We start from the raw sequence: 24,483 nt of genomic DNA, 5'->3' as shown, positions 1-24,483 counted from the left end.
CCACGTCGCCACCCCGTCCAGGGAACTCACCCCACGGCGGTAGGCGGTTCAGCCCCGCCGCGGCGAGGCTCCACCTGACCACCGTCACCGCGTGCGCGACGGCCGTCAACCGCGGGGGTGCGTTGGTGTTACGCCCGCGCGGCTCGGACGGCGGGGACGCGCAACGCGAGCAGGGCGATGTCGTCGACGGCGTCGGGACCGGCGATCCGGTCCGTGATCTCGTTCAGCAGCGTGTCCAGGGGACGGCCGGCGTGGGCGGCCAGCATGCGGCCGGCCGCGTCGATGGCCAGGTCCATGTCCTCGTCGGGGCGTTCGACCAGGCCGTCGGTGTAGAACATGAGCAGGCTGCCGGGCGGCAGGAGCAGCCGGTGCTCGCTGCGGGGCGGCGCGTCCAGGCCGGTGAAGAGCATGATGTCGTGCCGGGTCAGCCGGTGGACCGAACCATCGGGCCGGACGACGAGCGGGGGCGGGTGTCCGGCGTTGGTCCAGGTCAACTCCCAGCTGCCCGCCTCGGCCGACCGGCAGGGGCGGAGGTGGGCGTGGACGAGGGTGCCGCTCGCGTCGAGACCCAGGGCCGCGTTGGCGTGTTCCAGCGCGCTGACCGCCTGCGCGGGCCCGCCGCCCGGGTGGTCGAGGTCGGCCTGGCGGAGCATGCTGCGTACCTGACCCATCTGGGCGGCCGCCCGCATGTCGTGGCCGGTGATGTCACCGATGGACAGGACCAGCACGGCCGGTTCGGCGGAGTCCTCCCCGTCCCGGGCGGCGTCGGGCAGCAGGAAGGCGTCGTACCAGTCGCCACCGACCAGATCCGTGCGCGCGGCCGCCCGGTAGAGGGCGGCCAGGTCCAGACGCGGTACCGAGGGCACATCGGTGAGCAGGGCCTTCTGCATCTCCCGGGCCACGTCGATGCGGCTGTCCACGAACAGCGCCCGTTCCACGGCCCGCGCGGTGTACCCGGCCAACGAGGAGAGCACCGCCTGTTCCACGATGTCGATCTCGTGCCGGTCATCCCAGCCCAGTACCAGCGTGCCGAGCGGGAGAACCGTACCCGGCAGCGGCACGCACACCGCGGTCCGCAGCCCCAGAGCCGTGAACGTCGCGACCGCCTCCGGCGCGTAGTCGCGCTCCAGCTGCTCCGTGTCCGTGACGGTGATCATCCGGTTCTCCCGGGCCGCCCGCGCGGTCGGCCAGGCGTCATCGATCGTGTACGTCTCGTACGTGCGCTCCATCGACGTGCTGCCCAGCACGTCGACCATGCGCCGCAGCCGCTTCGTGGTGCCTCCCTCCACCAGCACCAGCCCTACGTACACGGGCTTGAGGTCGCTGCTGACCAGGTCCCGCACCTGCTCGCGTACGTCGGCCAGGCCGGTGGTGTCGGCCAGCGCGTCCGCGGCCCGCAGCAGCAGCCGGGAACGCTCCAGCGCGGCGCGGTGCCGCCTGGTCGCTTCGTCCGCCTCGGCCCGCGCCCTGGCCTCGGCGGCGCGGGCCTGTTCACGGTGGCGCGAGACGATCCGCAGCCGCAGCTCCGCGCTGCACGCCGCCGCCAGGTCCTGGAGGAGTTCCAGTTCCCGCGCGGTCCACCTCCGCGGACGGGTGTCGATCGCGCACAGCGAGCCCAGCACATGTCCGGCCCCGTCGGTCAGCGGCATCCCCGCGTAGCCGATGACCCCGAGGTCGGGGACGGCCGGGCTCGCGCAGGTCAGGGGATCCTGGCGGGCGTCGGTCAGGACCAGCGGCCGGCCGCTGGTCACGACGTGCCGGCACAGCACATGGGACAAGGGTGTCTGGCGGGTGTCCGCCCACGGCTCGGAGAGCCCCACCATGCCCGGCAACACCTGCCGCGAGGACTCCAGCAGGGACACCAGCGCGATGGGCACACCGATCACGCCGGCCACGAGCCGGGCGAACCGGTCCATTCCCGCGTCCGCCGCAGCCGACAGCCCGGTCTCCCGCAGAGCCGCCAGCCGTCCCCCGGTCACGACCCCGGACGGCTCTCCCGCCGTTGCCACAGTTCGCTCCCGAAGCTTTCTCGCGGACGTCAGGACGACCGGCTGACGGCAACGACGGATCTCCCGCTCCCGATACGTGCCCTTCCCCCGGCAGGGAAGGGCAACCGTCGCCAGGACCTGTCCAGTATCGCCGTTCAGGAAGCCGGGCGGAGACAGACTCGGTGAGCGGTCCGGGCGCGCCCGTCTCCCGGAACGGCCCTGGTACGAGGACGCCGCCCGGGTCGGGAGCGAGGTCCGGGCGTCGGTGGAGGCCGTCCGGGGGGTGGGGGAGGGGGTGATCGATGTCCGTCGTTCGGGTCAGCCCTCGGCGCCGGATCCGGCCGTGGGCGGCGTCACCGGCCGGCGGCGCCGCACGGCACCCGCGATGAGGTCGGCGGCCAGGAACGCGGCGAGGGGCACGCCGAAGAGGGGGAGCGCCCAGCCGAGCGCGATGACGGCCACGACGCCGGCCGCCAGGGCCCCGTACGGAATCGCGCGCCAGGCACCCCGGGCCGGCGGGGTGCCGAACAGGGCACGGTGGCCGTCGCGGACGGGACGGCGCTGCCACCACATGCGGTAGCCCCAGACGATCATGCAGGTCAGGCCGATGGCCAGCACCGCCAGCAGGATCTGGTTGACGAGGCCGAACAGGGTGCCCATGTGGGCGCCGATGCCCCAACGCGTCAGCTTGGCCAGGACAGGCCAGTCGGCGAAGTCCACCCGGTCGACCACCTTCTCGCTCGAGGCGTCGACGGCGACGCTGTCGCGTCCGACCGGCCAGAGATCGCGGGTCTGCGACACGGTCCAGGCGGTGGTGTGGTCCTGCGGCACGCCGATGGCCACGGGGCCCGACAGCCCGTCGCGCCGCGCCGCGGCAAGAACCCCGTCGATCGCCTTCGGGTCCACACCCTGCGTGGCGCGCGAACCCGTCTCGCCACCGTGGTGGTGGCCGCCCTGCTCGTCGGCGGACGCGCCGGGCAGGGCGGTGGACACACCGGGCGTGCCGGAACGCAGCGCGTCCAGGGCCTCACCGAAGTGGGCCCCCGCGAAACGGGACCAGGTCAGGCCGGTCGCGGAGAGGGCCAGCAGACCGACGGCGAGCCACACACCCGTCGCCGCGTGCCAGCTACGGGTGCGGCGCACGCCCTTCTTGGCGGCGAGGTCGGGCAGCAGCAGACGTCGCGCGGTCCGGTTGCGGCGCTGTCGGCGCCACCAGAGGATCAGGCCGCCGAGAACGAGGACCCACAGCCAGCTCGCCGCGATCTCCGAGTAGTACCGGCCGGCCGTGCCGAGGTGCAGGTTGCGGTGCAGGTCGTCCAGCCATGTCTTCAGGGGCGTGGATCCGTACCAGGTGGTCAGCTGTCCGGTGACCTTGCCGGTGTACGGGTCGACGTAGACGGTGTGCGCCCGCTCGCCCAGTTCGGGCAGCGCGAAGTCCACCTGCGTCGTCTCCTCCCCGGCTCCCGGGCGGACGGCGACGAGCGTGCCCTTCGGGTGACTGGCCCGCGCGGCGTCCACCTGCTCGGCCAGGGGCCGGGAGGCGTCGGCCGTGTGCGCGACGGTGAGCTCCTTGTCGTAGACGAACGAGTCCAGTTGGGGGGTGAAGGTGTAGAGCAGACCGGTCACCGCCGCGACCAGAAGGAAAGGTGCCACCAGGACTCCGGCGTAGAAATGCAGTCGCGCCATCAACGGCCCGAAGCCCGAGGGCTGTCGCGCCGGTCTCGGCACAACGGCCGCGGTGTCCTCGCTCTCGGGTATGTCGGTGCCCTCCTCGCTCGGGGCGGGCAGGTCGGGGGCATCGGAGTTGACGGACAAAATCCCACCTCGTTCTGTGTCGACCACGCGCGACGCCGCTCCTCGGTCCGAGACGGCGGGCGCCCGGCAGACGACCGAGCCGCGGCGTCCCTCCAGCGGCCTGTCGTGGCCGTGTGATGAAGCAGTCGGACGGGTGAGCCCTCCAGTTCCCGTGACGATCCGGAATGTGCGCGGGAAACACCCGGACGGCGCGGACCCCGCCGTCACGCTTCACGATCAGTCGGCTCCTTCGTGTCATATTGCCCCGATATGGGTTTATCGTTCCGGTGGCAGGGGACGGGAAGAACAGTGCTTCGGATAAAAGGCACGTCCGTGAGAGCGCGCGCCCCAGCGCACGGCTGTGTCTTGAACTCGTGTGCGCCCCCACGGTGTTTCTGTCCGGTCAGCGGCCCTTGAGGGAGCTGTCAGCACATGACCTGCACTGTGACCACGCAGCGTCGTCGGCACGACGACGCCCCCGAAACCGACGCGGCCTTCTCGCACCTCTCGGGACTCCCGGACGGGCGCGAGCGGCAGGCACTGCGCGACGAGATCGTCGAAGCCTGGATGCCGATGGCGGAGCGTATCGCCGGCAAGTACCGCGGCAGGGGCGAATCCGTCGAGGATCTGACCCAGGTCGCCGCTCTGGGCCTGGTGAAGGCCGTGGACCGGTACGACCCCGGGCGGGGCAACGCCTTCGAGAGCTACGCGGTCCCGACCATCGTCGGTGAGATCAAGCGCCACTTCCGCGACCACATGTGGGCCGTGCACGTGCCACGCCGGGTCCAGGAGGCGCGCAACAAGGTCCGAGGGGCCGTGAAGGACCTGGCGCCGACGAACTCGGACCGACAGCCCGGCGTCGCCGAGATAGCCGAGTACGCGCAGCTGAGCGAGGACGACGTGCGCGCGGGTCTGGAAGCCCTGGACAGTTTCGCGACCCTGTCACTGGACGCCCGGCTCACCGACGGCGACCACGGATACTCCCTGGCGGACGCGCTGGGGGAACCCGACACCGGGTTCGACCTCGTCGTGGACCGAGAGGCCCTGAAACCCGCCCTGGCCAGGCTGCCCGAGCGCGAGCGGAAGATCCTGTACCTGCGGTTCTTCCGTGACATGACGCAGACCTGTATCGCCGAGCGGCTGGGCGTCTCGCAGATGCACGTCTCGCGCCTGCTCAGCAGCTGCTGCGCCTCCCTGCGCGAGGAGGTGCTCGCGGACGCGGACGCGTCCGGGGCCGGAGATTCCCCCCGCCCGTGAACCGTCGCCCACGGGCGTCCTGGCGAACCGTCACCACCGGGGCGGCACGACTTCCGCCACTGAGCGGGGGCGGCCGGAGCCTGTCGTTAGGGTCGGGCGGCGTCGAGGTGCCCCGCGTCCCGCCGCACGATCGAACGTCAGGTTCTAGGCCGCCGGCCACGCACCCACCCTAGGCCGCCGGCCACGCACCCACGGCCTGTCGGTAGGCCACGTGCCCGCCCAGCGCGCCGGTGACGGCGACCGCCGCCAGTCCGCCCAGCGACCACAGCCTCCCCCTCGCCGTGCGGCGGCGGAGCCGTGCCGTCAGGGACGTGGTGAAGAGGACCACCGTGGCCACGTTCGCGACGGCGTGGACCAGTCCGACGCGCGCCTGCTCGGGCGGCAGGTCCGCCCAGTCGACCCACCCGCTGATCGCCGCCGGGGCGATCCCGGCCAGTCCGACGGCCGTCAGAGTCGTCGCGGCGCGCTGCCCCGCCGGCATGACGTCCATGACGGCGGCCGACAGCCAGCAGCCGATCGGGACCTGCACCAGGACCGGATGCAGGGGATGACCCAGTGGCCTGCCGTGCAGCAGATCGCGGGCCGCGCCCAGCGGCAGCGAGCGGATCCCCCGCTGCAACTTCTGGATCACGGGGTCCGCCGCCTCCGACCGCTCGATGCGGGCCAGTCCGGTCAGCCATCGGGCCGAGACGCCTTCCGACGCCAAAATCGTCCGAGTGTCCAGGGAAGTGTCCGGATCGTATGCGTTCATACCGAACGACTACCCGGTGCGAGGGCACTCGCTCATCCGCCGCGCGTGTGGCGTGGGGCTTTCCGGTTTCCGAGCGGCGCCGCGGTCGGGAAGGGCCCGGCAGGCCGGAGGTGCGCCGCGGCGGCGACGCACCTCCGGTTCCACGTGCTCCTGCCTCGGTCTGTCAGCAGTAGAGGTTGGCTCCCGGCGTGACGCCGAGGATCGATGTGAAGCGCTGGTAGGCGTCGACGCGGCTCTGCACCTGCGCGGGGTTCCTGCCGTCGCACTCCAGCGAGCCGTTGATGCTGCGGATGGTCTGGCCGAACCCGGCGCTGTTGACCATCGCGTTGTGGGGGGTCATGGTGCCGGGGCCCGACTGCGTGTTCCAGTACCAGAGGCCGGTCTTCCAGGCGACGGCGGCGTCGGTCTGGACGAGGTTGGGGTTGCCCAGCAGGTCGATGCCGAGCGCGTCACCCGCGGCCTTGTAGTTGAAGTTCCAGCTGAGCTGGATCGGCCCGCGCCCGTAGTACGCCGACTGGCCGGCCGGGCAGCCGTAGGGCTGGCTCCAGTCGCAGTAGTGCGAGTAGTTGGCGGTGTTCTGCTCCACCACGTAGACCAGACCGCCGGTCTCGTGGTTCACGTTGGCGAGGAACGCCGCGGCTTCCTGCTTCTTGACGGTGTCACTGCCGCTGTTGGCGAACCCGGGGAACGAACTCAGGGCGGCCTTGAGGCCGTTGTAGGTGTAGAAGGAATTCCGGCTCGGGAACATCTGGTTGAACTGCGCCTCGCTCACGACGAAGCCGTCGGAGGGATTGGTCGAGCCGCCGTCACAGGAGTACGGCTCCCAGAACCAGGTGCTGATGACGGGGTCGTACCCGGGGTTGTCGTGCTCCGCGATGTAGGCCTTTCCGTCCGTGTACCGGACGATGTTGCCGGTGACGTAGGACCTGCCGGCGACCCAGGCCGGGTAGCTCGAACAGGACCCGCCGGACGGGTTCGTCGGGCCGCTGTCGCAGGCGTACGGCTCCCAGTACCAGGTGCTGATGACGGGGTCGTAGCCAGGGTTGTCGTGTTCGGCTATGTAGGTCTTGCCGTCGGTGTACCGGACGACGTTGCCGGTGACGTAGGACGTGCCGGCGGCCCAACTCGGGTAGCTCGCACAGGAGGCGGCGGAGGCGCTCGTGGCCGGCAGCAGTACCGGTGCGGCGGTTCCGATCAGCAGCGCGGCCAAGACGGAAGACATGCGGCGTTGTGGCACGGGATCAGTCCTTCGCGGGGCAAGGCCGCACCGGGGGGCAAGGCGGAGCCTTGTGCGCGCGCCGACGTTGGCCGGCGCCGCGCAGTCCGGGGCGACCGTGGTGGGGGGGTGTGGAGCCACACTCAACCGCTTTGGTCTGTACCAGTCAAGGTATGGACCAATGGACCCGATGCGATTGGCGAAAAACCGCCGTGCGTCCGGAGGCTGACCAACTGCCCCGAGGGCTGCGGTGGTTGGCCCCGACGGTGGATGCGACCCCTGACGTCCGGCGGTTCCCGCCCAGGGGGAATCGCTCGACCCGGCCTGTGCTCGTTCTCGCCTCACCTCCACGACGGGCCGAGCCGCACGGAGTGCCGGCGCCGCGACCATCGGGAACGGCGCTTCCGCCGGGTCCGCCGCCTATCGCTCCCGCGAAGCCCGAGTCACCCCAGGGGGAGGGGTTCGACGGGAGCGGTGGTGCGGAGTGCGGCGCTCTGGAGTGCCGTGATGCGCTCGATGACGAGTCCCAGCAGCACGGCCGCCGCGATCATGAGGGCCTCGGCCGTCACGAGCAGGGCCATCGATCCCGGGGCCGCCTGGGTCGCCGTCACGACCGCCAGTCCGTGCCCGATCCAGGCGGCCCACCACAGAGTCACCAGTCGGGCGTCTCGCTTCTCCTCCCAGACCGGGGAACTCGCGCGCCCGATGTCGAGGACCGACCGGCGCGGTGCGAAGAGGTTGGCCACCGGGACGAACCAGGCGCCGATCGTCCAGCCCGCGGTCGGCACCGGGCTCGAAGGGGACAGCGACTCGGCGTTGCGCCGGGCCCGGGCGAGCCACGCGAGGAACGGCACGATCGCGAGGGTCATCAGATAGACGAAGACCCTGGAGACCGTCTCCGAAGACGCGTCCGAAGGGTGCAGGTGGTGCTCCCGGAGTGCCACCGCCCGGAACACGTCCGCCACGGCGGCGACCCCGATCGCCGTCTGCGCGCAGCGGGCAAGCGTCCGGGGAGCCTTGAGGGCGGTACTGGTCATGTCCGTGGGGCCTGTCTCGAAGGTGGGTGCGCCGGCGCAGCGGTCGCTGGGGTGGGGTGATCATAGAGCCCGGTCGTCGCACGCGCGTGCGATTTTCGAGTGGTGGGCCCAGGGTTGCGTCCCCGACGGGCGTCGGTCGTTCACCGGCCGACGAAGGCTGCCGGAACGCCGGCGGGTTCACCCCGACCGGTGCGAGAAACCTCGGACGCTCAGGCGCTCGGTCGGAGCGGGGCGGGCTGTGCGGTGAAGGCGCGTTCCAGGAGGGCGTAGAGGGTGTCCCGCTCCTCCTCGCTGAGCCTGTCCAGGCCGGCGCGCGTGGTGTCCATCTTCGCGCGGATCACGTCGATGACGCGTTCGCCCTCGGCGGTGAGGACGACGTTCTTGACCCGCCGGTCGGTGGCGCTGGGCTCGCGCCGTACCAGACCGCGCTTCTCCAGCCGGTCGATGATCCCCGTCATGTTGGAGGCGTCGCAGGTCAGGATGGTGGCGAGGGCGCGCATCGCGGCCGGACCCCGGCGCAGCACGTTGAGTGTCTTGCCCTGGCTGGCGGTGAGGTTCTCGCTCGCCGCGGCCACCGTGAAGTCGCCGTAGTAGGCCCCGAGCGACACCGACAGGAGCTCCATGAGCTGGTCCGTGTCCACACCGCTGGTTCCTGTCATGTGGGTCACCTTACGCCAGGAAGTTTGACCATCTCAAATATTGACGGCTACGGTCAGCTATTGCTTGAAGTTCTCAAGCATCGAGGTTGTTAAGTAGTTAGGGCAGACTTTCCGTGTCTCACACACAGCAAGCGGCGTCGTCGAGGTCCTCCGGGCACACCGGGATCGTCCTGGTGCTCGGGCTCGCCGCCATGGTCGTCTCGATGATGCAGACCCTGGTCGTCCCGATCCTGGGGATGATCCAGAGCGACCTGAACGCCAGCACGGCGAGTGTCAGTTGGGTGACCACCGCCACGCTGCTGTCCGCCGCCGTGTTCACCCCGCTCCTCGGCCGCTTCGGTGACCAGCACGGCAAGAAGCCCACGCTCGTCGGTGTGCTGGTCGTGATGATCGCCGGGTCGGTGCTCGCCGCCACGACGACCTCGCTGACCTGGCTGATCGTCGGGCGGGTGATGCAGGGGGCGGCCACCGCGATCTTCCCGCTCGCCCTCTCCGTACTGCGTGAGGAGATCGCGCCGGAGAAGCTGCACGGAGCGATGGCCCTGGTCAGCGGCACGCTCGCGTTCGGCAGCGGACTCGCCCTGGTCGGCGCGGGCCTCCTCACCCAGGGTTCCCACCCCGACTACCACCGGCCCTTCTGGCTGGCGGTCGTCCTCGCCGTGGTGGCGCTGGTGGGCGTGCTGTTCATGGTGCCCGCTTCCCGGACGAAGGCGGGTGGACGGACGGACTGGCTGGGCGCGCTGACTCTCGGCATGCTGCTGGTGCTCCTCCTGCTGCCCATCTCGCAGGGGCACGAGTGGGGCTGGACGTCCGGCCGGACGCTCGGCACGTTCGCCGCGGCGGTCGTCATGGCGGGTGTGTGGGTGTTCACCGAGAACCGGGTCGAGGAACCGATGGTGGACATGAAGATGTTCGTCCACCGGCCCGTTCTCTTCACCAACCTGGCGGGGCTGCTGCTGGGATTCGCGATGTTCACCCAGTTCATCGGCGTCTCCTACCTCGTGCAGATGCCCGATGACCTGGTCGGTTACGGCTTCGGCGCCTCGGTGCTCGCCGCGTCCGTCGTCTATCTGCTGCCCACCACGCTCGTCTCCCTGGTCGGCGCCCAGTTCGGCGGGGTGCTGGTGCGCAGGCTCGGCGCCCGCGTCACGCTGGCCGCCGGGGCCTGCTTCGGAGTGCTCGGCTTCACCTGGCTGACCGCCGCGCACGACACCAGCGCCTCGGTCATCGGCGCGGGCATGCTCATCGGTCTGGCGATCAGCTTCGGTTACGCCTCCATGCCCGCCCTCATCGTCGCCGGCGTCCCGGCCCACCAGACCGGTATCGCCAACGGCATCAACTCCATCTCCCGCTCCGTCGGCAGCGCCGTCGCGAGCGCGGTGATCACATCGCTCCTGGCGTCGAAGTCCGTGCCGCTGCCGGCCGGCATGCCCGCCCTGCCCCAGGAGAGCCAGTTCACGCTGAGCTTCGCCATCGCCGGAGGGGCGTTCGTCCTGGTCGTCGTCGTCGCCCTCGTCGGCCTCAAGGCGGCACACGCGCCGCGCACACCCGTGATGCGCGAGCCCGTCACCCCCGAGACCCCGGAGCTCGCGGCGGCCGGGGCCGAGGCCACGTCCGTGTGATCGGCCCCTCGCCGCTCAACGCCCCGCGCGTATCAGCCGGTTCGGACACGGTCACGACCGTGCCGCCGGCTGCTCGGCGGAACCGAACTTCCCCTCGTAGAAAGGCACTCCAGTGATGATGTCCTCGGACAGCCGCGAACGCGGGGCGACTCCGGTCGACCACCGTGCCGCGATCGCGGCGGAGACCGCCCGGTTCGTCGCGGCGCTCGAGAACGCCGATCCGGCCACCGAGGTGCCGAGTTGCCCCGGCTGGACGCTGGCGGACCTGGTCCGGCACACCGGCAGCGTGCAGCGCTGGTTCTCGGCTCTCCTGCACGCCCGCGTCCAGGAGCCCCCGCGAAGTCGCGACGTGGACCTGCGACTTCCCGACCGGTGGGACGGCTGTGCCGACTGGCTGGCCGAGAGCGCGACGGTGGCCGCGGAGGCCTTCGCGGCCACCGACCCGGACCTTCCCATGTGGGCGTGGGGCGTGGACCAGCACGCTCGCTTCTGGGCGCGCCGGATGCTCTTCGAGACCCTGATGCACCGGATCGACGCCGAACTGGCACTCGGCCTGCCGCCCGCGATCGACCGCCCGTCGGCGGTCGACGGCATCGACGAATTCCTCGTCAACCTGCCGTTCGCCGCTTTCTTCGCACCCAAGGTCGCCAACCTGCGCGGTCCCGACAGGACCATCCGCTTCCGGGCGACCGACGGTGACGGCGACTGGCTGGTGCGCCTGCGGTCCGACGGCTTCGGGCTCGACGCGTCCGGGGCGGCGGCCGGATCCGCCGACGCGACCGTTCGGGGAACCGCGGCCGACCTGCTGCTCCTCGTCTACGGCCGCCTCCCCCATGAAGCGGAGGCCATCACCTACGACGGGGACGAGGGCCTGCTGACCCTCTGGTTCGACAACTCGGCCTTCTGAAAGGCCGGTTGGGGCGGGCGGCCGGTGAAACCGGCTCCGGGCGCGAAAGCGATCCACTCGTTTCGGGGCGGTCCGTACAACCAAAACCGTGACGGTCATGTCGTACATGGCAGGCAATCGAGAGCCCCAACCGCAAGGGGGAACCATGCGTACGAGACGATCCATGGCGGTGTTGGCCGCCCTGACGATGGCCGGGGTGGGTGCGGTCGTGGCCGCGCCCACACCGGCGGGCGCGGCCACGGCGGTCGCGTGCCCGACCGGCTGGGGCAGCCTGTCGAAGACCGCGGCGGACGCCGACACCGGGTCGCTGACCGACATCAGGACCGGTCGGCACGACTGCTACGACCGCATGGTCTTCGACGTACCCACCGCCGGCACCACGCCGATCGGGTACACCGTGCACTACGTCGACGCCTTCATCCAGGACCCGTCCGGCATTCGCATTCCGGTCTCCGGCGGGGCGATCCTCGAGATCCTGGTGTCCGCACCCTCGTACGACCTGGAGACCGGCACCGCGACCTACCCCGGCCGGGGCGGTCAGCCCCTTCCGGGCGTCAACCTGACCGGCTACCGGACCTTCCGGGACGCGAAGTTCGGAGCCAGCTTCGAGGGAGTCACGCAGGTGGGACTCGGTGTTCGGGCCCGGCTGCCGTTCCGGGTGACGCAGCTCTCCGATCGCCTGGTGATCGACGTCGCGCACACCTGGTGAGGAATCGTCGTCGGCCGCGTCCGGGCCGGTGACGAGACGCGAGTGGGGCGTGGGCGTCCGGCGAGCACCGGCGCCCGAGTCCCGCTCGCGTCCGATCCGTCGGCCGCCGCCACGGCGAGCGCGGTGTGAACCACGGAGCTCACGCCTCCGGTCGGGCCGCCGCCTCGGGGCGCTCCGCGCGCCGGCTCTCGTAGAACATCGGCCACAACGTGACCGCGACGAGCAGCCAGACCAGGGCCACGGTCCCGAGCCCGCCGCCGAACCCCGCGAGCAGCAGCGGCAGCGCGCAGCAGGGCAGAACCACGGACAGCATCCAGCGGCGCCCGCCCTCGGGCTGCCGCAGCGCGGCGATCCCGGTGAGAAGGAAGTACCCGGCCAGAGACGAGCACAACAGCCATCTCGTGCTGTCGGGCAGCGTGTGCAGGTGCCCCGTCGCCGCGCCCAGTCCGGCCGCGAGAGCCGCCAGGCAGCCGGACACGAAGCAGTGCAGCGGGAGCGCCGCGCGGGCCGGAAGGGAGCGCGCGGTGAGATACGGAACCCCTGCGTAGCCGTGCCGGAAGGACAGCGACCACAGGGCGACCAGAAGGAAGAACGCGGCGCCGGCGAGGCCGTAGAGCCGTCTGTCCCAGGTGGCTTCCGAGGCGGCCTCGATCACCTGCGCGACACCCTCGCCGAGCACGATGATCACGAACAGGCCCAGCCGTTCGCTCAGGTCGAAGAACAGTTCCAGCCACGTGGCATGCCGGTCCTCTCCCGAAGCGGGAATCGCGGGCGACACCTCGTTCACACCAGTTCCTGCGCTCTCACCAGGTCGTCGGGACGTACCTCGGCCGTACGACGTGACGCCCGCGCTCACCGGCCGGGAGCGCGCGTCGAGCCGCGGAACCGCTCACATTAGCCAAGCGCCACCGGGGGACCGCGCTGTCGCCGCCGGACGAGGTCGTCGAGGCCCGGCTCGGCGAGCCGGACGAGGTGTGGTCGAGGGCGCCGAAGGGCCGCGTCAGGGCAGGGCGAGCACGCAGAACTCGTGGCCCTCCGGGTCGGCGAGGCACGTCCACGGTACGTCGCCCTGGCCGATGTCGAGATCGGTGGCGCCGAGGGCCCGCAGCCGGGCCACCTCCGCCTCCTCGTCGTCGCCGGGGTACGGCAGCAGGTCGATGTGGACGCGGTCCGGCACGGTCTTCTCGCCCGGCGTGCGGAGGAACTCCAGGTACGGGCCGACATCCTTGGCGGACCGCAGCCTCGCGTGGTCGTCGGTCACCTCGTGCAGGGTCCAGTCGGTCGCCTCACCCCAGAACCTGGCCATGGCCCGCGGATCCACGCAGTCGACCACCAGTGTGGCGATCGGCCCGGTGTCCCGGTAGACCTCCCGGGGCTCCAGCACGCAGAACTCGTTCCCTTCCGGATCGGCGAGGACCGTCCACGGTACGTCGCCCTGGCCCACGTCGACGGGCGTCGCGCCGAGCGTCCGCAGGCGGTCGACCAGCTCCGCCTGATGGGCGGCGGAGGTGGTGGCGAGATCGAGGTGCACACGGTTCTTCGTCGCCGTCTTGGGCTCCGGCACCGGAACGACGTCGATGCCGAGGACGACCGGGTCCGGCCAGACCGGACCGCCGGGAGGCCCGACGTAGGTGGTCACGCCGGGGCTGTACGTACTCCAGCCGAGCGCCTCCGCCCAGAACCGGCCGACCGCCGAGCTGTCGACGGCCTTGATATTCACGTGAACAGGTCGCAGTGCCATGCCGGCGATCCTATGCACGTACGCCGCGACGCCCCGTGCACGTACGCCGCGACGTCCGGCACCGGCGCCGAACCGGACCGACTCGCCCGCCGACCGGGCGTCCCGCGCACCGGGCTGTCCACCCCACGAGAGAGTTGCCCGACCGACCACGTCGGCACCAGGGGCGGGCTACCGCCGGCCGGTGCCCGGCATGCGGATGACCGCCGTTCCTCCGTCCAGATCCACCGTCGTCCGGTTCGGCGGTGCCCCGTCCTCCTCGTCGTCGCGCAGCAGCAGGGCGGACTGGCGTTCCTTCAGCTCGGTCTGCTTGCCCGGCGACAGGCTCGCGTGCAACTGCTCGAACCCGGTCGCCGATATCTGACCCTGCCGTGCCGCGTTGCGCCACGGCAGCAGTCCGGCCTTGCTCGCGCGCAGCAGAAGCTGATCGACGAACGACAGAGCGGTCAGCAGGATGACCAGTCCGGGCAAGGTCATGAAGACGAGGAATGCCATGTCCCGAGTATTCCCTCGGTACCCGGCGGCGTCACCGTCGGGCTGCGGGCCGGCCCACCCGGTCGGTCCCGCCGTCCCAGGCCGAGCACGGCATCACCCGCATCGAGCGGGTCATGACCGACAACGCCTGGGCCTGTCGCAAGAGTCTGGCCTGGAAGGCCGTACCGGCCGACCTCGGCGCGACCGGCAAGCTCACCCGCGCCCACCGGCCGCAGACCGATGGCAAGGTCGAACGCTTCAACCGGACCCTGCTCGACGAGTGGGCCTGCCTACGGCCCTGCACCGGCAACAGCGAACGCACCGCCGTCCTGGCTCAGTTCATCCCCCCAGGCACCGGCCACTTCACCATGGGCCTCCTGCTCGCCATGGTGCACATCTTGATCGGTCTGCTCTGGTCTGCCGTCCTCATCGGCTTCGCTCGCGTCCTGCAGGGGTGGCTCCGCAAGCCCCAGGCTCGCCGACTGCTCGACCGGATCACCGGCACCGTCATCGGCGTCTTCGGTATCAGGCTGGCACTCGGCAACTGACGATCCGAATGTCAGGGTCCAGCGACCTGCTCAGCACCGGACCCGGATCAAGATGGACGCGACGTGGAGTGCGGCCTGGTAGGTGATGGCGAGTTCGTTCGTCCGTAGGGCCAGGCCGCGCCACTGCCCCGGCACGGCGCACGGCGTCCGCTGCCGGGAGCCGGGAGCCGGGAGCCGGGCGCGGAGGGCGGGAATCCGGGACCGTGCCGCCCGCCACGCAACGCTCTCGGGACCGGCCGTCGCCGGGAAGACCGTCCTCCCGACATGGCGCAGTGGTGCGTACCGTACGGCGGCCTGCACCGCACTCGAGGAAACGGTTGGACGTGTGCGTGTCACTGTCGATGCGCCGTGGCCGTGGTTACCCTGAGCCCATGTCCGAGGACGGGGGGCGAGTCGGGCGAGCCCGGAGGGTGGCCGTACGCGCGGCGACGGCCGCGCGGAGTGTCGAGGAGTTCTTCGACGTGGTCATGACCGCGCTGGCCCCGCTGCTCCCATCCGATATCTGGGCCGGTGTCACCGTCGACCCCGCGACCCTGATGAACACCGGCGGCAACTACCGCAACGCCGTGCCCGAGTCGTTGATGCCGCGGATGCTGGACATCGAGTACCGCGAAGGCGATGTCAACCTGCTGCCGGACTTGGCGCGGCGCCCGTCCCCCGTCGGACTGCTCAGCCGCGAAGCCGGTGATCTGCTGGCGCACAGCCCCCGATACCAGGACATCGTCCGTCCCCTGGGCTACCGCGACGAGTTGCGTGTGGCCCTCCGCGACCGGCACGGCGTGTGGGGCGCGCTGGTCCTGGGCCGCGGACGTGACGCTCCGGCCTTCGACGACGTCGATCTCGCGACGGCGGCGACGCTCGCGCAGCCTCTGGGGGACGCGTTGCGACGGCTCCATGTGACCCGGCAGGCGTGGCGGTCCCCCTCGCCCTCAGCCCCGGGACCGCTCCTTCTCGACGCCGGCTACCAGGTGCTGCACCGGAGCCCCACGGCCGGATCGTGGCTCGACGAACTGCTGGGCGGTGACCGCCCCCGCTCGGCGAGCGGCGTACCGGTCTGCCTCCCGCCCTGTGCGCCGTGGCCGCCGCGGTCCGTACCCCGGCGGCGGCCGGTGGATCGTTCACGTCCTGGGCGCACACCCGCACGCTCGGCCCGGCGCGGTTGCAGTTCCTTGCTCAGTTCCATGGGGTTGGGGTACTCGGTGACCTGTTCCGGTGCCAGGAGGCACGGTTTCGGTAGGTACCAGTCGAACTGGAGCACGGGCGGTTCGGGCGGGGCGTCGAGGATGTCGGTGACGGTGTCGGAGGAGCGCCGGCGGAGGGCGGTTCCGGAGTGTGCGAACTCCGCGTGGTCGCAGGGACCACAGGACCTGGAGGAGATCGGCTCCGGGAGGGCTGCCCGGGAGGGGGACGTCGCGGGCGTGGAGCTGGGCCACGGAATCAGGGGAATCGGGCCGTCGAACCACGGGCGGCCCGCGCTGAGCCGCTGCTCGGTCTCCCGTTCCTCGGGCGTGATCGCGAGTGCCTGGGGGTCGCGGAGCCGTCGTTCGGCCGCTGCCGCACGGATGCGACGCAGGAGCCGGATGTCGTCCGGAGAGCGCATCTCGTCCGCCGCTTCACCGTCGTGCGGCTCTTCGCGGTGGGGCCACGGCTCGGTCGGCGACCCGGGCCGGGGGACCAGGTCGCCGTGTTTGCCATGGAGGCCAGTTGAGGGAAGAGCGCGGTCGCGTCGAGCGGCCGCGGCGGGGTGGTGAAACTCATGCCGGCTCCCGACGGCGCGCTGGTGGAGATCAGTTTTCGAGATCGAGCAGGCCGGTGTTGGCCAGGGCGATGTGGATGTGGGGGAACTTCAGCACCGAGGCGACCTCGTGCATGCCGGAAGACAGCTTCATGCGGCCCGCACCGCGCTCAGTTCCCGGTCGGTGACTGGGGTGGGACCGGGCCCTCACCCGCGTAGGTGTGGCCGCGCGGGGCCGACGGTGCGTCGTCTTCGGAGAGAGTCAGGCTGGGCCAGGGGCCGGCGAGGGCGGTGTCGTCCAGGATGATGCCGAGGTGGTCGAGTACGAGGGCCACCACTGGTGCCATCCCGGCGTCCTCGCCCTCGTGCGCGGCGAGTGCCGTCTCGACCCGGTCCCGCCAGGGCCCGGTGTGCTCCGTGCCCGGCATGCCCGGCTCGAAGTTCTCGACACACTCGCCGTCGCGCCAGTACTGGAAGACGTTGAGGCCCTCGGTGGTCAGCACGCTGTACGTCTCGGTAGCCCGGGACAGTGCCGCGAGCGGTTCGGCCCAGGAGCCGATGACGCCGTCCTCCTCGATGCAGAAGGTCCAGTCGCCGAGCTTGCCGGACCGCAGCAGCGAGACCGCCCCGTCTGCGAAGTGGCCCGTGGGCAGTTCCGACGCCTGGTCCGCGTCGAGGAGACGGGAGCGGGACGGGTCGGCCCCGTACCGGGCGAGCACCTTCTCGACGGTCAGATCCCGGGTGAAGGTGACGCACATCCAGGCCGTCGCCCAGTCGAGCGAGGGCGCGTCCGCGTCTGCTGCCATGTTCTGCCTCCGTGATTTGTGCCGCTGAGTGCCGCCGGTCTCCGCACCGCCCGTGATGTGCGGTGCGGAGACCGGATCATGATGCCCGTTCAGGCCGTGAACTCGATACGGAAGGGGTCGTTCTCCACCAGGCGCTGGTACTTGCGGAGTGAGCCGAGGACACCGCCCGCCGAGCTGTTGGCCCGCTGGGTGATGTGCAGCCGCAGGCAGGTCTCGGTGCCCGTGGCCGGACGGGTCGGCCAGGTCGCTGGGGCGGACCAGACGTTGTTCACGACCTGCGGGGTCAGCTCGGCACACAGGCTTCCGTCCTGGCCACCCTCCCTGGTGCTGGCCATCGGGAACTCGTCACAACTGTCCGCGCCGCGCGTGCCCGGGTACAGGTTGCTGAAGGGCGTGCAGGTCGCGGCGCGGTTGATGTCCGCCTGGGCTTGGTTGACCGCGTGCAGGATGTCGGTGCCCCGGCGCTGGATGATCTCTTCGTAGATGGGCACGACGATCCCGTACTTCGCGTGCGAGCGGGAGTAGCTCAGGACCGGAAGGTCGTCGGTGGGGATGACACAGCCGCGCAGCCGGGGCTGCTCCCTGTCGCAGCGGATCTCACCGTTGGCGGGGCTGGACCAGGAGGCGTTCGGGTCGATCGGCGCGGTGCCCGGCATCGTCACGTACATCGCGTAGCTGGTCCGGAAGGAGGAGCGGGTCGTGTCGGCGGCGAAGGCGTCGCCGCTGTACTTGGTGGAACCCGAGACCTCCTGCTCCGGCACCAGGGTGGTGGCGAACCAGGGCTGCTGGGTCACCGTCTTGCAGCCGGCTCCGCAGCTGACCTTCATGCGTACCGTGAGGCTCTTCACGTCACCGGAGACACGGGCCAGCTTGGCGGTGATCGTCTCCTTGAGGTCGAGCGACTTGTAGGAGGTGGCGAGGGTGGAGTTCACCTCGATCTCGCCGGTGCCGATGGGGACGCCCTGCTGGTTGTAGAGCGTGTACTTGACGACGACGCCGCGCAGGCACATGCCACCGGTGCGACTCCAGGTCCACTGGCCCGGGTTGGTGAGTGTGCAGGAGGGCGCGGGCGGCTCGGGATCATCGGCGTCCGGCTCGAACTCCGTGCTGATGCCGTCGCCGGACGGGTCGTCGTCGGCAGCCGCGGTGATGCCCGACGCTGTCGAGGCGGGTGCGGCGAGCCGGCGGCTCGAGGTGTCGCTCTTCGCGGTGGATGCGGACTGTACACGTGTGCATGCCTTGACCGCGCCGCCCGCGTCCGCGCGGTCCTCGGCGGGTATCGGGCTGCAGCTGGTGTCGGCGGTGAAGGAGGTGCTCTGCGTGGGTGTTTCGTCGGCGCCGTCGGCGGCGGGTGTCGCCGTGTCGGTGACGGCGGTGACGGCGGTGACGGCTGGTGTGGCCTGGCTGATGCCGGCTCCGGTGGTGCCGGTCGAGGCGACGGCGAGGAGGGCTGCTATCAGCAACGTTGGCCTGGACGGTCTTCTCACAGTGTGTCTCCTGTTTCGAACTTTGCGTTGCTCAGAGACCCTGCTGCGCAATTCCGGGGCAGTTCCGAGGCTCGGACTTCGACCTGCGGCGATGGGCATGGCCATCGAAGCCTTTGCCGCCGGTCGCTGTTGCCCGCCCGAATTGCGCAGCAGAGTCCTCAGGGGAGGGGTTCGAGGGGCGCGTCAGCCGATCAGTTCGTAGAGGTCCCTGGTGATGGCGGAGGCTCCGTCCTCGACAACGTCCGCGATCTTGCCCACGACGGGCTTGAGGAGCTTGCCGCCGACTGCACCGATCACCTTGGTCTGGCCGTAGGTGACCAGGCTCAGGCCGGTGCCTGCGGCGGACCACCAGAACTCGCTGCTGGTGAAGCCGTGTTCGATGCCGGTGAAGACGGTGCCGATGGCGCTCGCACCCGTGGAGACACCGGCGAAGAAGCCGGCCGCGGCGAAGGCCGGCGGGAAGACGAATCCTGCGAGAGTGCAGCCGGCGGCCAGGAAGCCGGCGCCGATGCTGACCACGTTGGCCGCGTCGGCGTAGAACTGGGCGTCGTTCCACCACTCGTCGGAGTCGGCGGGGTCCTTGGTGCCGTTGGGGTTGACCTGGTCGTTACGGTCGTTGGCGGCGGGGTCACGCTTGGCCTCGCGGTCCGCCTGGGCCTTCTCTTTTGCTGCCTTGGCCATGGCGGCCACTTCGGCCCGGTGCTTCTCGGCGGTGATCCGCTTGGCGTCGGAGTACGCGGCGGCGGCCTCCTTCGCGTCCGCCTGAGCGTCGAGCATGGAGGCACGGGCGGCGTTGGCCGAGGCCTGGGCGGCGGCGGAGGACTTGAGGGCGGCACGCGCCGAGTCCATCGCCTTGTTGGCCGAGTAGTTGGCCGAGCGGGCCGCGCCACGGGCGGTCGCGGCGGCCGCCTTCGCGGTGTTGGCGGAAGCCTGGGCGTCAGCGGCCGACTTGTCGGCGGCGTCCGCGTTCGCTCGCGCCTCGGCCGCGTAACTGTCGGCCTTCTTGGACGAGGCGATCGCCTTGTTCGCCCACTCCTGGGCCTTGGCGGCGTTGTTGCGGGCCTCCCAGGCGGCCTGGGTCGCCCGCGCGGCGTTCTCCTGCGCCTTTTCGGCGATCTTCGCGGCGGCGGCGATGGCACCGCGGATCGCGGCGACATGGGTGGCGGTGTCGTGGTCGAGCTGGGCCGTCCGGAACTGGACCACGGTGATGAAGTTGCGGAGCATCCACGCCGGGCCCTCGAGGGCGACCTCGGCGTAGGCCTTGGTGAAGGCGCCACCGGTGCTGATGAGCTTGCCGGCGAGGACCTTGTCGTCCTCCTTCTGCGCCAGCGGGTAGTCGTGGTCGAAGAAGTAGTTGAGGGATTCGGTGGTGTTGGTGTCGAGTGCCTTGTTGGCGGCGGCGGTGACGGCCTTGCCCGCGCCCTCGGAGAGGATCCTGCCGATCGCGACGCGCAGCTCCTCGTCGGAGGCCTTCTTCATGCCGCTGGTGAGGAAGTCGCCGACGGCCTTGGAGCTGGAACTCTCCAGGGCGAGCTGGGCAGCCTCGGCGATCTTCGGCGCAGCGATCGTCGCCACGTGGAGGGTGGTCTCGCGATCATCCTGGCCCTGGGCTACGGCCCGGTCGATGTCGATCCAGGCGAAGACGTCGTCGTCGGAGCCCGCCAGGGCGTGCTGGGCGGCCTGCCGGGTCCAGGCGCCCCGGGACTCGATCAGGCCGATCGCGGCCTTGCGTCCCAAGGTCGCGGCGAGCGCCAGATCGCCGGAGTACAGGGCCTGTTCGGCCCTGGTGGTGAGGTCCTTGATCTCCTGGGTGGTGCGCTCCGCCAGGAGCCGCTTGCCGCGGACGTCGGACAGATCGGTCGCCTCGATGGAGGCGAGCAGCTGCGCCTCCTCGATCGCTTTCTGCTTGTCCTGCTCCAGGGTCTGGGCCTCGGCTGCGCGGGCGTTCTTCTCCACCTCGAGGGCGTCGGCGACGGCCTTGGTGGCGACGTTCGCGGCCTTCACGGCCTCGTCGGCGTGCGCGGTCGACTTGTTGGCGTAGTCGATGGCCTGGCCCGCGTACTTCACGGCCTCCTCGGCGGCTGCTGCCGCCTTGTCGGCGTGGGTGGCGGCGGAGTTGGCGGCGTCGCGGGCGGTGCGGGCCGCGGCGGCGGCGGCGCCGGCCAGGGCCTGGGCGGCGGAGGCCGCGTTGGTGGCACGGTTGGCGGCACTGGTGGCGATGGCGGCCTGACGCTTGGCCTCGGCCGCCTCCGACTGCGCGACGCCGGCGGAGGCGGCGGCCTGGGCGGCGGCCGTGGCGGCGGCGGCCGAGTTGCGTGCGGCGGAGGCGGCGGCGCTGCCGGCGGACGCGGCCGCATCGCCGGCGACGGCGGCCTTGTCGGCGGCCGCGGCGGCGCTACGGGCCTTGGCCGCCGCGTTCTTGGCGGCGACCGCGGCGTTCTTGGCCTCCTGCGTCTTGCTCGCGTCCTTGGAGGCGGCTATCGCGGCCCGGTAGGCACGGGACGCGGCGCTGCCCGCGTTCGAGGCGGCCTGAGCGGCGCCGGTGGCCGCCCAGGAGGCGCGGCGGGACGCGTTCACCGCGGCATTGGAGGCGTTGATGGCGTTGCGCGCGGCGTCCGCCGCGCCCTTCGCCGCGCTCGCCGCCTTCCGGGCCGCCGCCGCCGACTTCTTCACATCGTTCTGGGCGGCGGACGCCTCGGCGGCGGCCTTCTCGGCTGCTTGCTTGGCCTTTTCGGCGGCGGTCTCGGCGCGGGCCGAGGCCTCCACGGCCAGGTTGGTCTCCTTCTGGGCGCGCTTGCCCTCGCGTTCGACGAGGGCCACCAGCTCCTCGATGGTCGCCGACTCCTGGTCACGGGCACGCGCGATGTGCTGGCCGGTCTCGATGAACCACTCCACATCGGCCGCGGAGCCCTCGAGCGCACGGCTCGCGTACTTCTGCACCTCCGGGCCGGCGGTCACCAGCATGGCGCTGACCTGGACCCGGGTGTCCTCCAGACGCGCGTCGTACTGCTTGTCGGTGAGGAAGACGGTGAGAGCCGGGTTGGTGGCGGTGTCGAGGGCGGTGTTGGCGCTGCGCACCACCGCCTTGTCCCCGGTGGACGAGACGATGGTGGTGGCGACCCGGAGATCTTCGAGAATGGCCGGTCTGAAGCCGTCCTTCAGGAACGCGGCGATCGCGGCGTCGCCGCCCTCGAGGGCGGCGACGGCCTCCCGGCGCAGGCCCTTGCCCGCACGGTCCAGGCCGCGGACGATCGCGACCCGGTTGTCCTCCACGGTCTGCCTCGGCAGCGTCTCGGCGAGGAAGGTCTGGACGTCGGCGTCCGACCCGTAGAGGGCCGCGGCGGCGGCGGCCTTGACGCCCTTGCCACCGGTCAGCCACGCCCTGACGACCTTGGCGCGCTCGGTGTCCGGCAGCGGCACCGGTTCGGGTGCCGCGCCTTCTGTCGCGGCGGCGGCCGTGGGGAGGAGCGCTAAGGGGGTGAAGGCCACGGCGGTGGAGGCGGCGAGCGCGCCGAGCACGCGGCGCCGGCTCCAGAAGATTGTCTGCATCAGAGAGTTGTCCTCGTGTGAGCTGTTGACAGGACATGCCGGATCTCACCGGCAGGGCGGTTTCCGGCGTGCCCGCAAGATGGAATGCCAACGGACGCGAAGTAGCGTGCGGTCGGAGTTACTTGTAGTGCGTGACCATATCAACTGTCCATGCAGAAGAGGCTAATTGGGGAGTCGCATGCCTCAACAGGCTTTGGAAATACAGCCCCTGACGAATCATCAAGAGATTCTTTACATGTCCTTCACAATCCTCATGCAACCTTTATGAAGTGTGACGGAGGTCACGAATGGATCATAGGGATTGTCGTAGTATGCGTGGTTTTTCGCGCTCGACCTGAGGGTCACTTCGTGTTTGCATGGCGAAGCGGATGATGATCACCGGGACGGGGGCTTCTCGCCTTGATAGGCAAGGGAACTTCTCCCCAAGGGAGTTGGGGAGCACCCGGCAGAGCGATGCCGATATCGCATTCCCGTGCACCCGAAAATCCGAGACCGGTGACGAACATCCGGCCGTCAGCGACGAACTTAGGGATGCAATGAAGGAATACAGCAGAATGTCCGTGAAGCCGCAGCGCAAGCGGATTGCGCTGCGCGCACTGGGCGCGGCCGCGGTCGGCGCCCTGGCTTGGATCACGGCGACCACGGGCATCCCCGGCGGGGCGTCGCAGCAGACGAGCCCCACCGCACTGGTCGCGGGGGAAACCCCTGGTTACGCGGTGGAGGACTTCAGCTACCCGCTGGCGGACAAGATCCTGGCCGAGAAGAACATCGTCCTCAAGCGCGGCGACGGGCACATCACCCTGGCCGACTGTGCGGGTGGCACCGGGCTCCTGGAGATCCTGGCCCGCGACAAGGCGGACAAGATCTGCTTCAAGGTGGTGGGCGACTCCGGCTGGCTGACCCTGGAGATCCCGGCGGTCTACGCGGTCAAGGGCAACGACTACACGACCGAGGTCGACATGACCGTAGGCACCGAGGAAAAGTCGTTCGACATCAACAAGAACTCCTGGACCCCGGTGGGTGAGGCCGCGGACGAAGAGGGCCGCGATCACCTGCTCGTCGAGATCAGGTCTTCCAAGTAACCGCAGCCGACGCCGACATGCTCACCGCTCCGCGGTCCGGTTCCCGCCGGACGTGCGGCCCTCGTGCCAAGGAATACACGTACATGCGCCTCTCCAGACGCCCCCGCCTCTCCGCGTTAGCCACTGCCCTGCTCGCGGCCCCCCTCGCGCTGGGCGCCGTTCCGGCCGCGACCAGCTCGGCCACCGCGCTCGGCGGGGCCGATGCCCCGGCACAGCTGAACTACGTCACGAAGATCAACGTCGGTGAACAGGCCGCCTGCACCGGTACCCTCGTCGACCCGCAGTGGGTCCTGACCGCGGCCACCTGTTTCGCCGCGGACGGCAGGCCCCCCGCAGGCAAACCCGCCGTCACCACCACCGTCACCGTCGGCCGCACCGACCTGACCCAGACGGGCGGCAGCGTCCAGCAGGCCCTCTGGCTCATCCCGCACGCCGACCGCGACCTGGTCCTCGTCAGGCTCGCCGCCCGGATCACCGATCCCGCGATCAAGCCCGTGCCGCTGGCGACCACTCCCGCCGCCGCGGGCGAGAAACTGACGAAGGCCGGATTCGGGCGCACCAAGACCGAGTGGGTGCCCGACAAGCTCCACACCGGCACGTTCACCGTCGCCTCCACCACGAATACGACAGTGGACCTCGACGGCTCCGACACCGCGACCGTCTGCAAGGGCGACGCCGGCGGTCCCGCCCTGCGCACCGTCAACGGCACCACCGAGCTCGTCGCCGTCAACTCACGCTCCTGGCAAGGCGGATGCCTCGGCAACGATCCCGCCGAAACCCGCACCGGCGCCATCGACACCCGTGTCGACGATCTGGGCAGCTGGGTCAAGGAAGTCTTCAGCCGCGAGAAGGTCACACCGGCGGACATCGACGGCGACGGCAAGGACGACCTGGTCCTGCAGCGCATCGACGGTTCCGTCGTCGTCCACCGCAACCTCGGAACCAGCTTCGGTGTCGGCACTGTCATGTCCGCCGGCTGGAGCCGTTTCCTCACCGGTACCGACATGGGCCGCCTGTACTTCGCCGACGTCACCGGTGACGGCAAGGCCGATCTCATCGTTCATGGCACCGACGGCAACGTCGCTGTTCGCAAGAACATGGGCACCTACTTCGACGGCGGTACC

The 24,483-nt window shown here is 70.7% G+C and carries 19 protein-coding genes and 3 pseudogenes; 8 read left to right on the top strand and 14 right to left on the bottom strand.

The window, feature by feature from the left end; all coding sequences use genetic code 11:
* Positions 1-128: 128 nt before the first annotated feature.
* Both ACFYW9_RS02560 and ACFYW9_RS02555 read right to left on the bottom strand, forming a co-directional pair.
* A complete protein-coding gene (locus ACFYW9_RS02560) occupies positions 129-2,009 on the bottom strand; it encodes a GAF domain-containing SpoIIE family protein phosphatase (RefSeq protein WP_389143692.1) in 1,881 nt (626 codons plus the stop codon).
* A 297-nt stretch (positions 2,010-2,306) separates the two neighbouring features.
* Entirely contained in the window at positions 2,307-3,803 is a 1,497-nt protein-coding gene (locus ACFYW9_RS02555; protein WP_389143689.1) for a PepSY-associated TM helix domain-containing protein, read from the bottom strand.
* A gap of 411 nt (positions 3,804-4,214) precedes the next feature.
* Here ACFYW9_RS02555 and ACFYW9_RS02550 point away from each other — a divergent pair, with 411 nt between their 5' ends.
* On the top strand, positions 4,215-5,039 hold the full coding sequence (locus ACFYW9_RS02550; protein ID WP_389143686.1) for an RNA polymerase sigma factor SigF: 825 nt from the start codon (positions 4,215-4,217) through the stop codon (positions 5,037-5,039).
* 169 nt (positions 5,040-5,208) lie between these two features.
* Here ACFYW9_RS02550 and ACFYW9_RS02545 read toward each other — a convergent pair whose 3' ends face one another.
* The 4 genes from ACFYW9_RS02545 to ACFYW9_RS02530 all read right to left on the bottom strand — a co-directional run bounded on the left by ACFYW9_RS02545 (position 5,209) and on the right by ACFYW9_RS02530 (position 8,702).
* Positions 5,209-5,745, bottom strand: coding sequence for a DUF2231 domain-containing protein (locus tag ACFYW9_RS02545; protein WP_389143683.1), 537 nt, complete (start codon positions 5,743-5,745; stop codon positions 5,209-5,211).
* Between the two features lie 208 nt (positions 5,746-5,953).
* Entirely contained in the window at positions 5,954-7,027 is a 1,074-nt protein-coding gene (locus ACFYW9_RS02540; RefSeq protein WP_389143680.1) for a glycoside hydrolase family 19 protein, read from the bottom strand.
* A 422-nt stretch (positions 7,028-7,449) separates the two neighbouring features.
* Entirely contained in the window at positions 7,450-8,043 is a 594-nt protein-coding gene (locus ACFYW9_RS02535) for a DUF4328 domain-containing protein (protein WP_389143677.1), read from the bottom strand.
* A gap of 209 nt (positions 8,044-8,252) precedes the next feature.
* Positions 8,253-8,702: a MarR family winged helix-turn-helix transcriptional regulator gene (locus tag ACFYW9_RS02530; RefSeq protein WP_389143673.1), complete on the bottom strand. Its 450-nt coding sequence runs from the start codon at positions 8,700-8,702 to the stop codon at positions 8,253-8,255.
* A 113-nt stretch (positions 8,703-8,815) separates the two neighbouring features.
* Between ACFYW9_RS02530 and ACFYW9_RS02525 the strand changes: the two genes are divergently transcribed.
* From ACFYW9_RS02525 to ACFYW9_RS02515, 3 genes are all read left to right on the top strand, one after another.
* On the top strand, positions 8,816-10,324 hold the full coding sequence (locus tag ACFYW9_RS02525) for an MFS transporter (RefSeq protein WP_389143670.1): 1,509 nt from the start codon (positions 8,816-8,818) through the stop codon (positions 10,322-10,324).
* 115 nt (positions 10,325-10,439) lie between these two features.
* The gene (locus ACFYW9_RS02520) at positions 10,440-11,231 is read left to right on the top strand and encodes a maleylpyruvate isomerase family mycothiol-dependent enzyme (protein WP_389143667.1); all 792 of its coding nucleotides are present in this window, start codon (positions 10,440-10,442) and stop codon (positions 11,229-11,231) included.
* Positions 11,232-11,376: 145 nt separating this feature from the next.
* Positions 11,377-11,940, top strand: coding sequence for a hypothetical protein (locus tag ACFYW9_RS02515; protein WP_389143664.1), 564 nt, complete (start codon positions 11,377-11,379; stop codon positions 11,938-11,940).
* Positions 11,941-12,079: 139 nt separating this feature from the next.
* Here ACFYW9_RS02515 and ACFYW9_RS02510 read toward each other — a convergent pair whose 3' ends face one another.
* From ACFYW9_RS02510 to ACFYW9_RS02500, 3 genes are all read right to left on the bottom strand, one after another.
* Positions 12,080-12,727 carry a low temperature requirement protein A gene (locus tag ACFYW9_RS02510; RefSeq protein ID WP_389143661.1) on the bottom strand — a complete coding sequence of 216 codons (648 nt, stop codon included), beginning with the start codon at positions 12,725-12,727 and terminating at the stop codon, positions 12,080-12,082.
* A gap of 213 nt (positions 12,728-12,940) precedes the next feature.
* Positions 12,941-13,681: a VOC family protein gene (locus ACFYW9_RS02505; protein WP_389143658.1), complete on the bottom strand. Its 741-nt coding sequence runs from the start codon at positions 13,679-13,681 to the stop codon at positions 12,941-12,943.
* 168 nt (positions 13,682-13,849) lie between these two features.
* Entirely contained in the window at positions 13,850-14,173 is a 324-nt protein-coding gene (locus tag ACFYW9_RS02500) for a DUF6191 domain-containing protein (RefSeq protein WP_326783598.1), read from the bottom strand.
* An 89-nt stretch (positions 14,174-14,262) separates the two neighbouring features.
* On the opposite strand from ACFYW9_RS02500, the pseudogene ACFYW9_RS02495 reads away from it, so the two are divergent.
* Positions 14,263-14,700 (top strand): annotated as a pseudogene (locus ACFYW9_RS02495) (LysE family transporter); the annotation flags it as partial.
* 30 nt (positions 14,701-14,730) lie between these two features.
* Here the strand turns inward: ACFYW9_RS02495 and ACFYW9_RS02490 are convergent.
* Positions 14,731-14,826 (bottom strand): annotated as a pseudogene (locus tag ACFYW9_RS02490) (IS5/IS1182 family transposase); the annotation flags it as partial.
* 215 nt (positions 14,827-15,041) lie between these two features.
* On the opposite strand from ACFYW9_RS02490, the pseudogene ACFYW9_RS02485 reads away from it, so the two are divergent.
* Positions 15,042-15,569 (top strand): annotated as a pseudogene (locus ACFYW9_RS02485) (GAF domain-containing protein); the annotation flags it as partial.
* 92 nt (positions 15,570-15,661) lie between these two features.
* Here ACFYW9_RS02485 and ACFYW9_RS02480 read toward each other — a convergent pair.
* The 4 genes from ACFYW9_RS02480 to ACFYW9_RS02465 form a co-directional block, all read right to left on the bottom strand.
* Entirely contained in the window at positions 15,662-16,300 is a 639-nt protein-coding gene (locus ACFYW9_RS02480; protein WP_389144821.1) for a hypothetical protein, read from the bottom strand.
* 305 nt (positions 16,301-16,605) lie between these two features.
* Positions 16,606-17,241 carry a DUF6461 domain-containing protein gene (locus ACFYW9_RS02475; RefSeq protein WP_351876211.1) on the bottom strand — a complete coding sequence of 212 codons (636 nt, stop codon included), beginning with the start codon at positions 17,239-17,241 and terminating at the stop codon, positions 16,606-16,608.
* Between the two features lie 89 nt (positions 17,242-17,330).
* On the bottom strand, positions 17,331-18,704 hold the full coding sequence (locus tag ACFYW9_RS02470; RefSeq protein WP_389143653.1) for a hypothetical protein: 1,374 nt from the start codon (positions 18,702-18,704) through the stop codon (positions 17,331-17,333).
* Positions 18,705-18,911: 207 nt separating this feature from the next.
* The gene (locus ACFYW9_RS02465) at positions 18,912-22,277 is read right to left on the bottom strand and encodes an ALF repeat-containing protein (RefSeq protein WP_389143650.1); all 3,366 of its coding nucleotides are present in this window, start codon (positions 22,275-22,277) and stop codon (positions 18,912-18,914) included.
* Positions 22,278-22,831: 554 nt separating this feature from the next.
* Here ACFYW9_RS02465 and ACFYW9_RS02460 point away from each other — a divergent pair.
* Together ACFYW9_RS02460 and ACFYW9_RS02455 are read left to right on the top strand one after the other, a co-directional pair.
* Entirely contained in the window at positions 22,832-23,359 is a 528-nt protein-coding gene (locus tag ACFYW9_RS02460) for a hypothetical protein (protein ID WP_389143647.1), read from the top strand.
* Between the two features lie 83 nt (positions 23,360-23,442).
* The coding region (locus tag ACFYW9_RS02455) for a trypsin-like serine protease (protein WP_389143644.1) at positions 23,443-24,483 on the top strand (1,041 nt) is incomplete at its 3' end.

Origin of the sequence: Streptomyces sp. NPDC002698 (genome assembly GCF_042888945.1) — a bacterium.
Lineage (GTDB): Bacteria > Actinomycetota > Actinomycetes > Streptomycetales > Streptomycetaceae > Streptomyces.
Note: the sequence above shows the minus strand (reverse complement) of the source record. Positions and strands in the feature narration are given on the sequence as shown.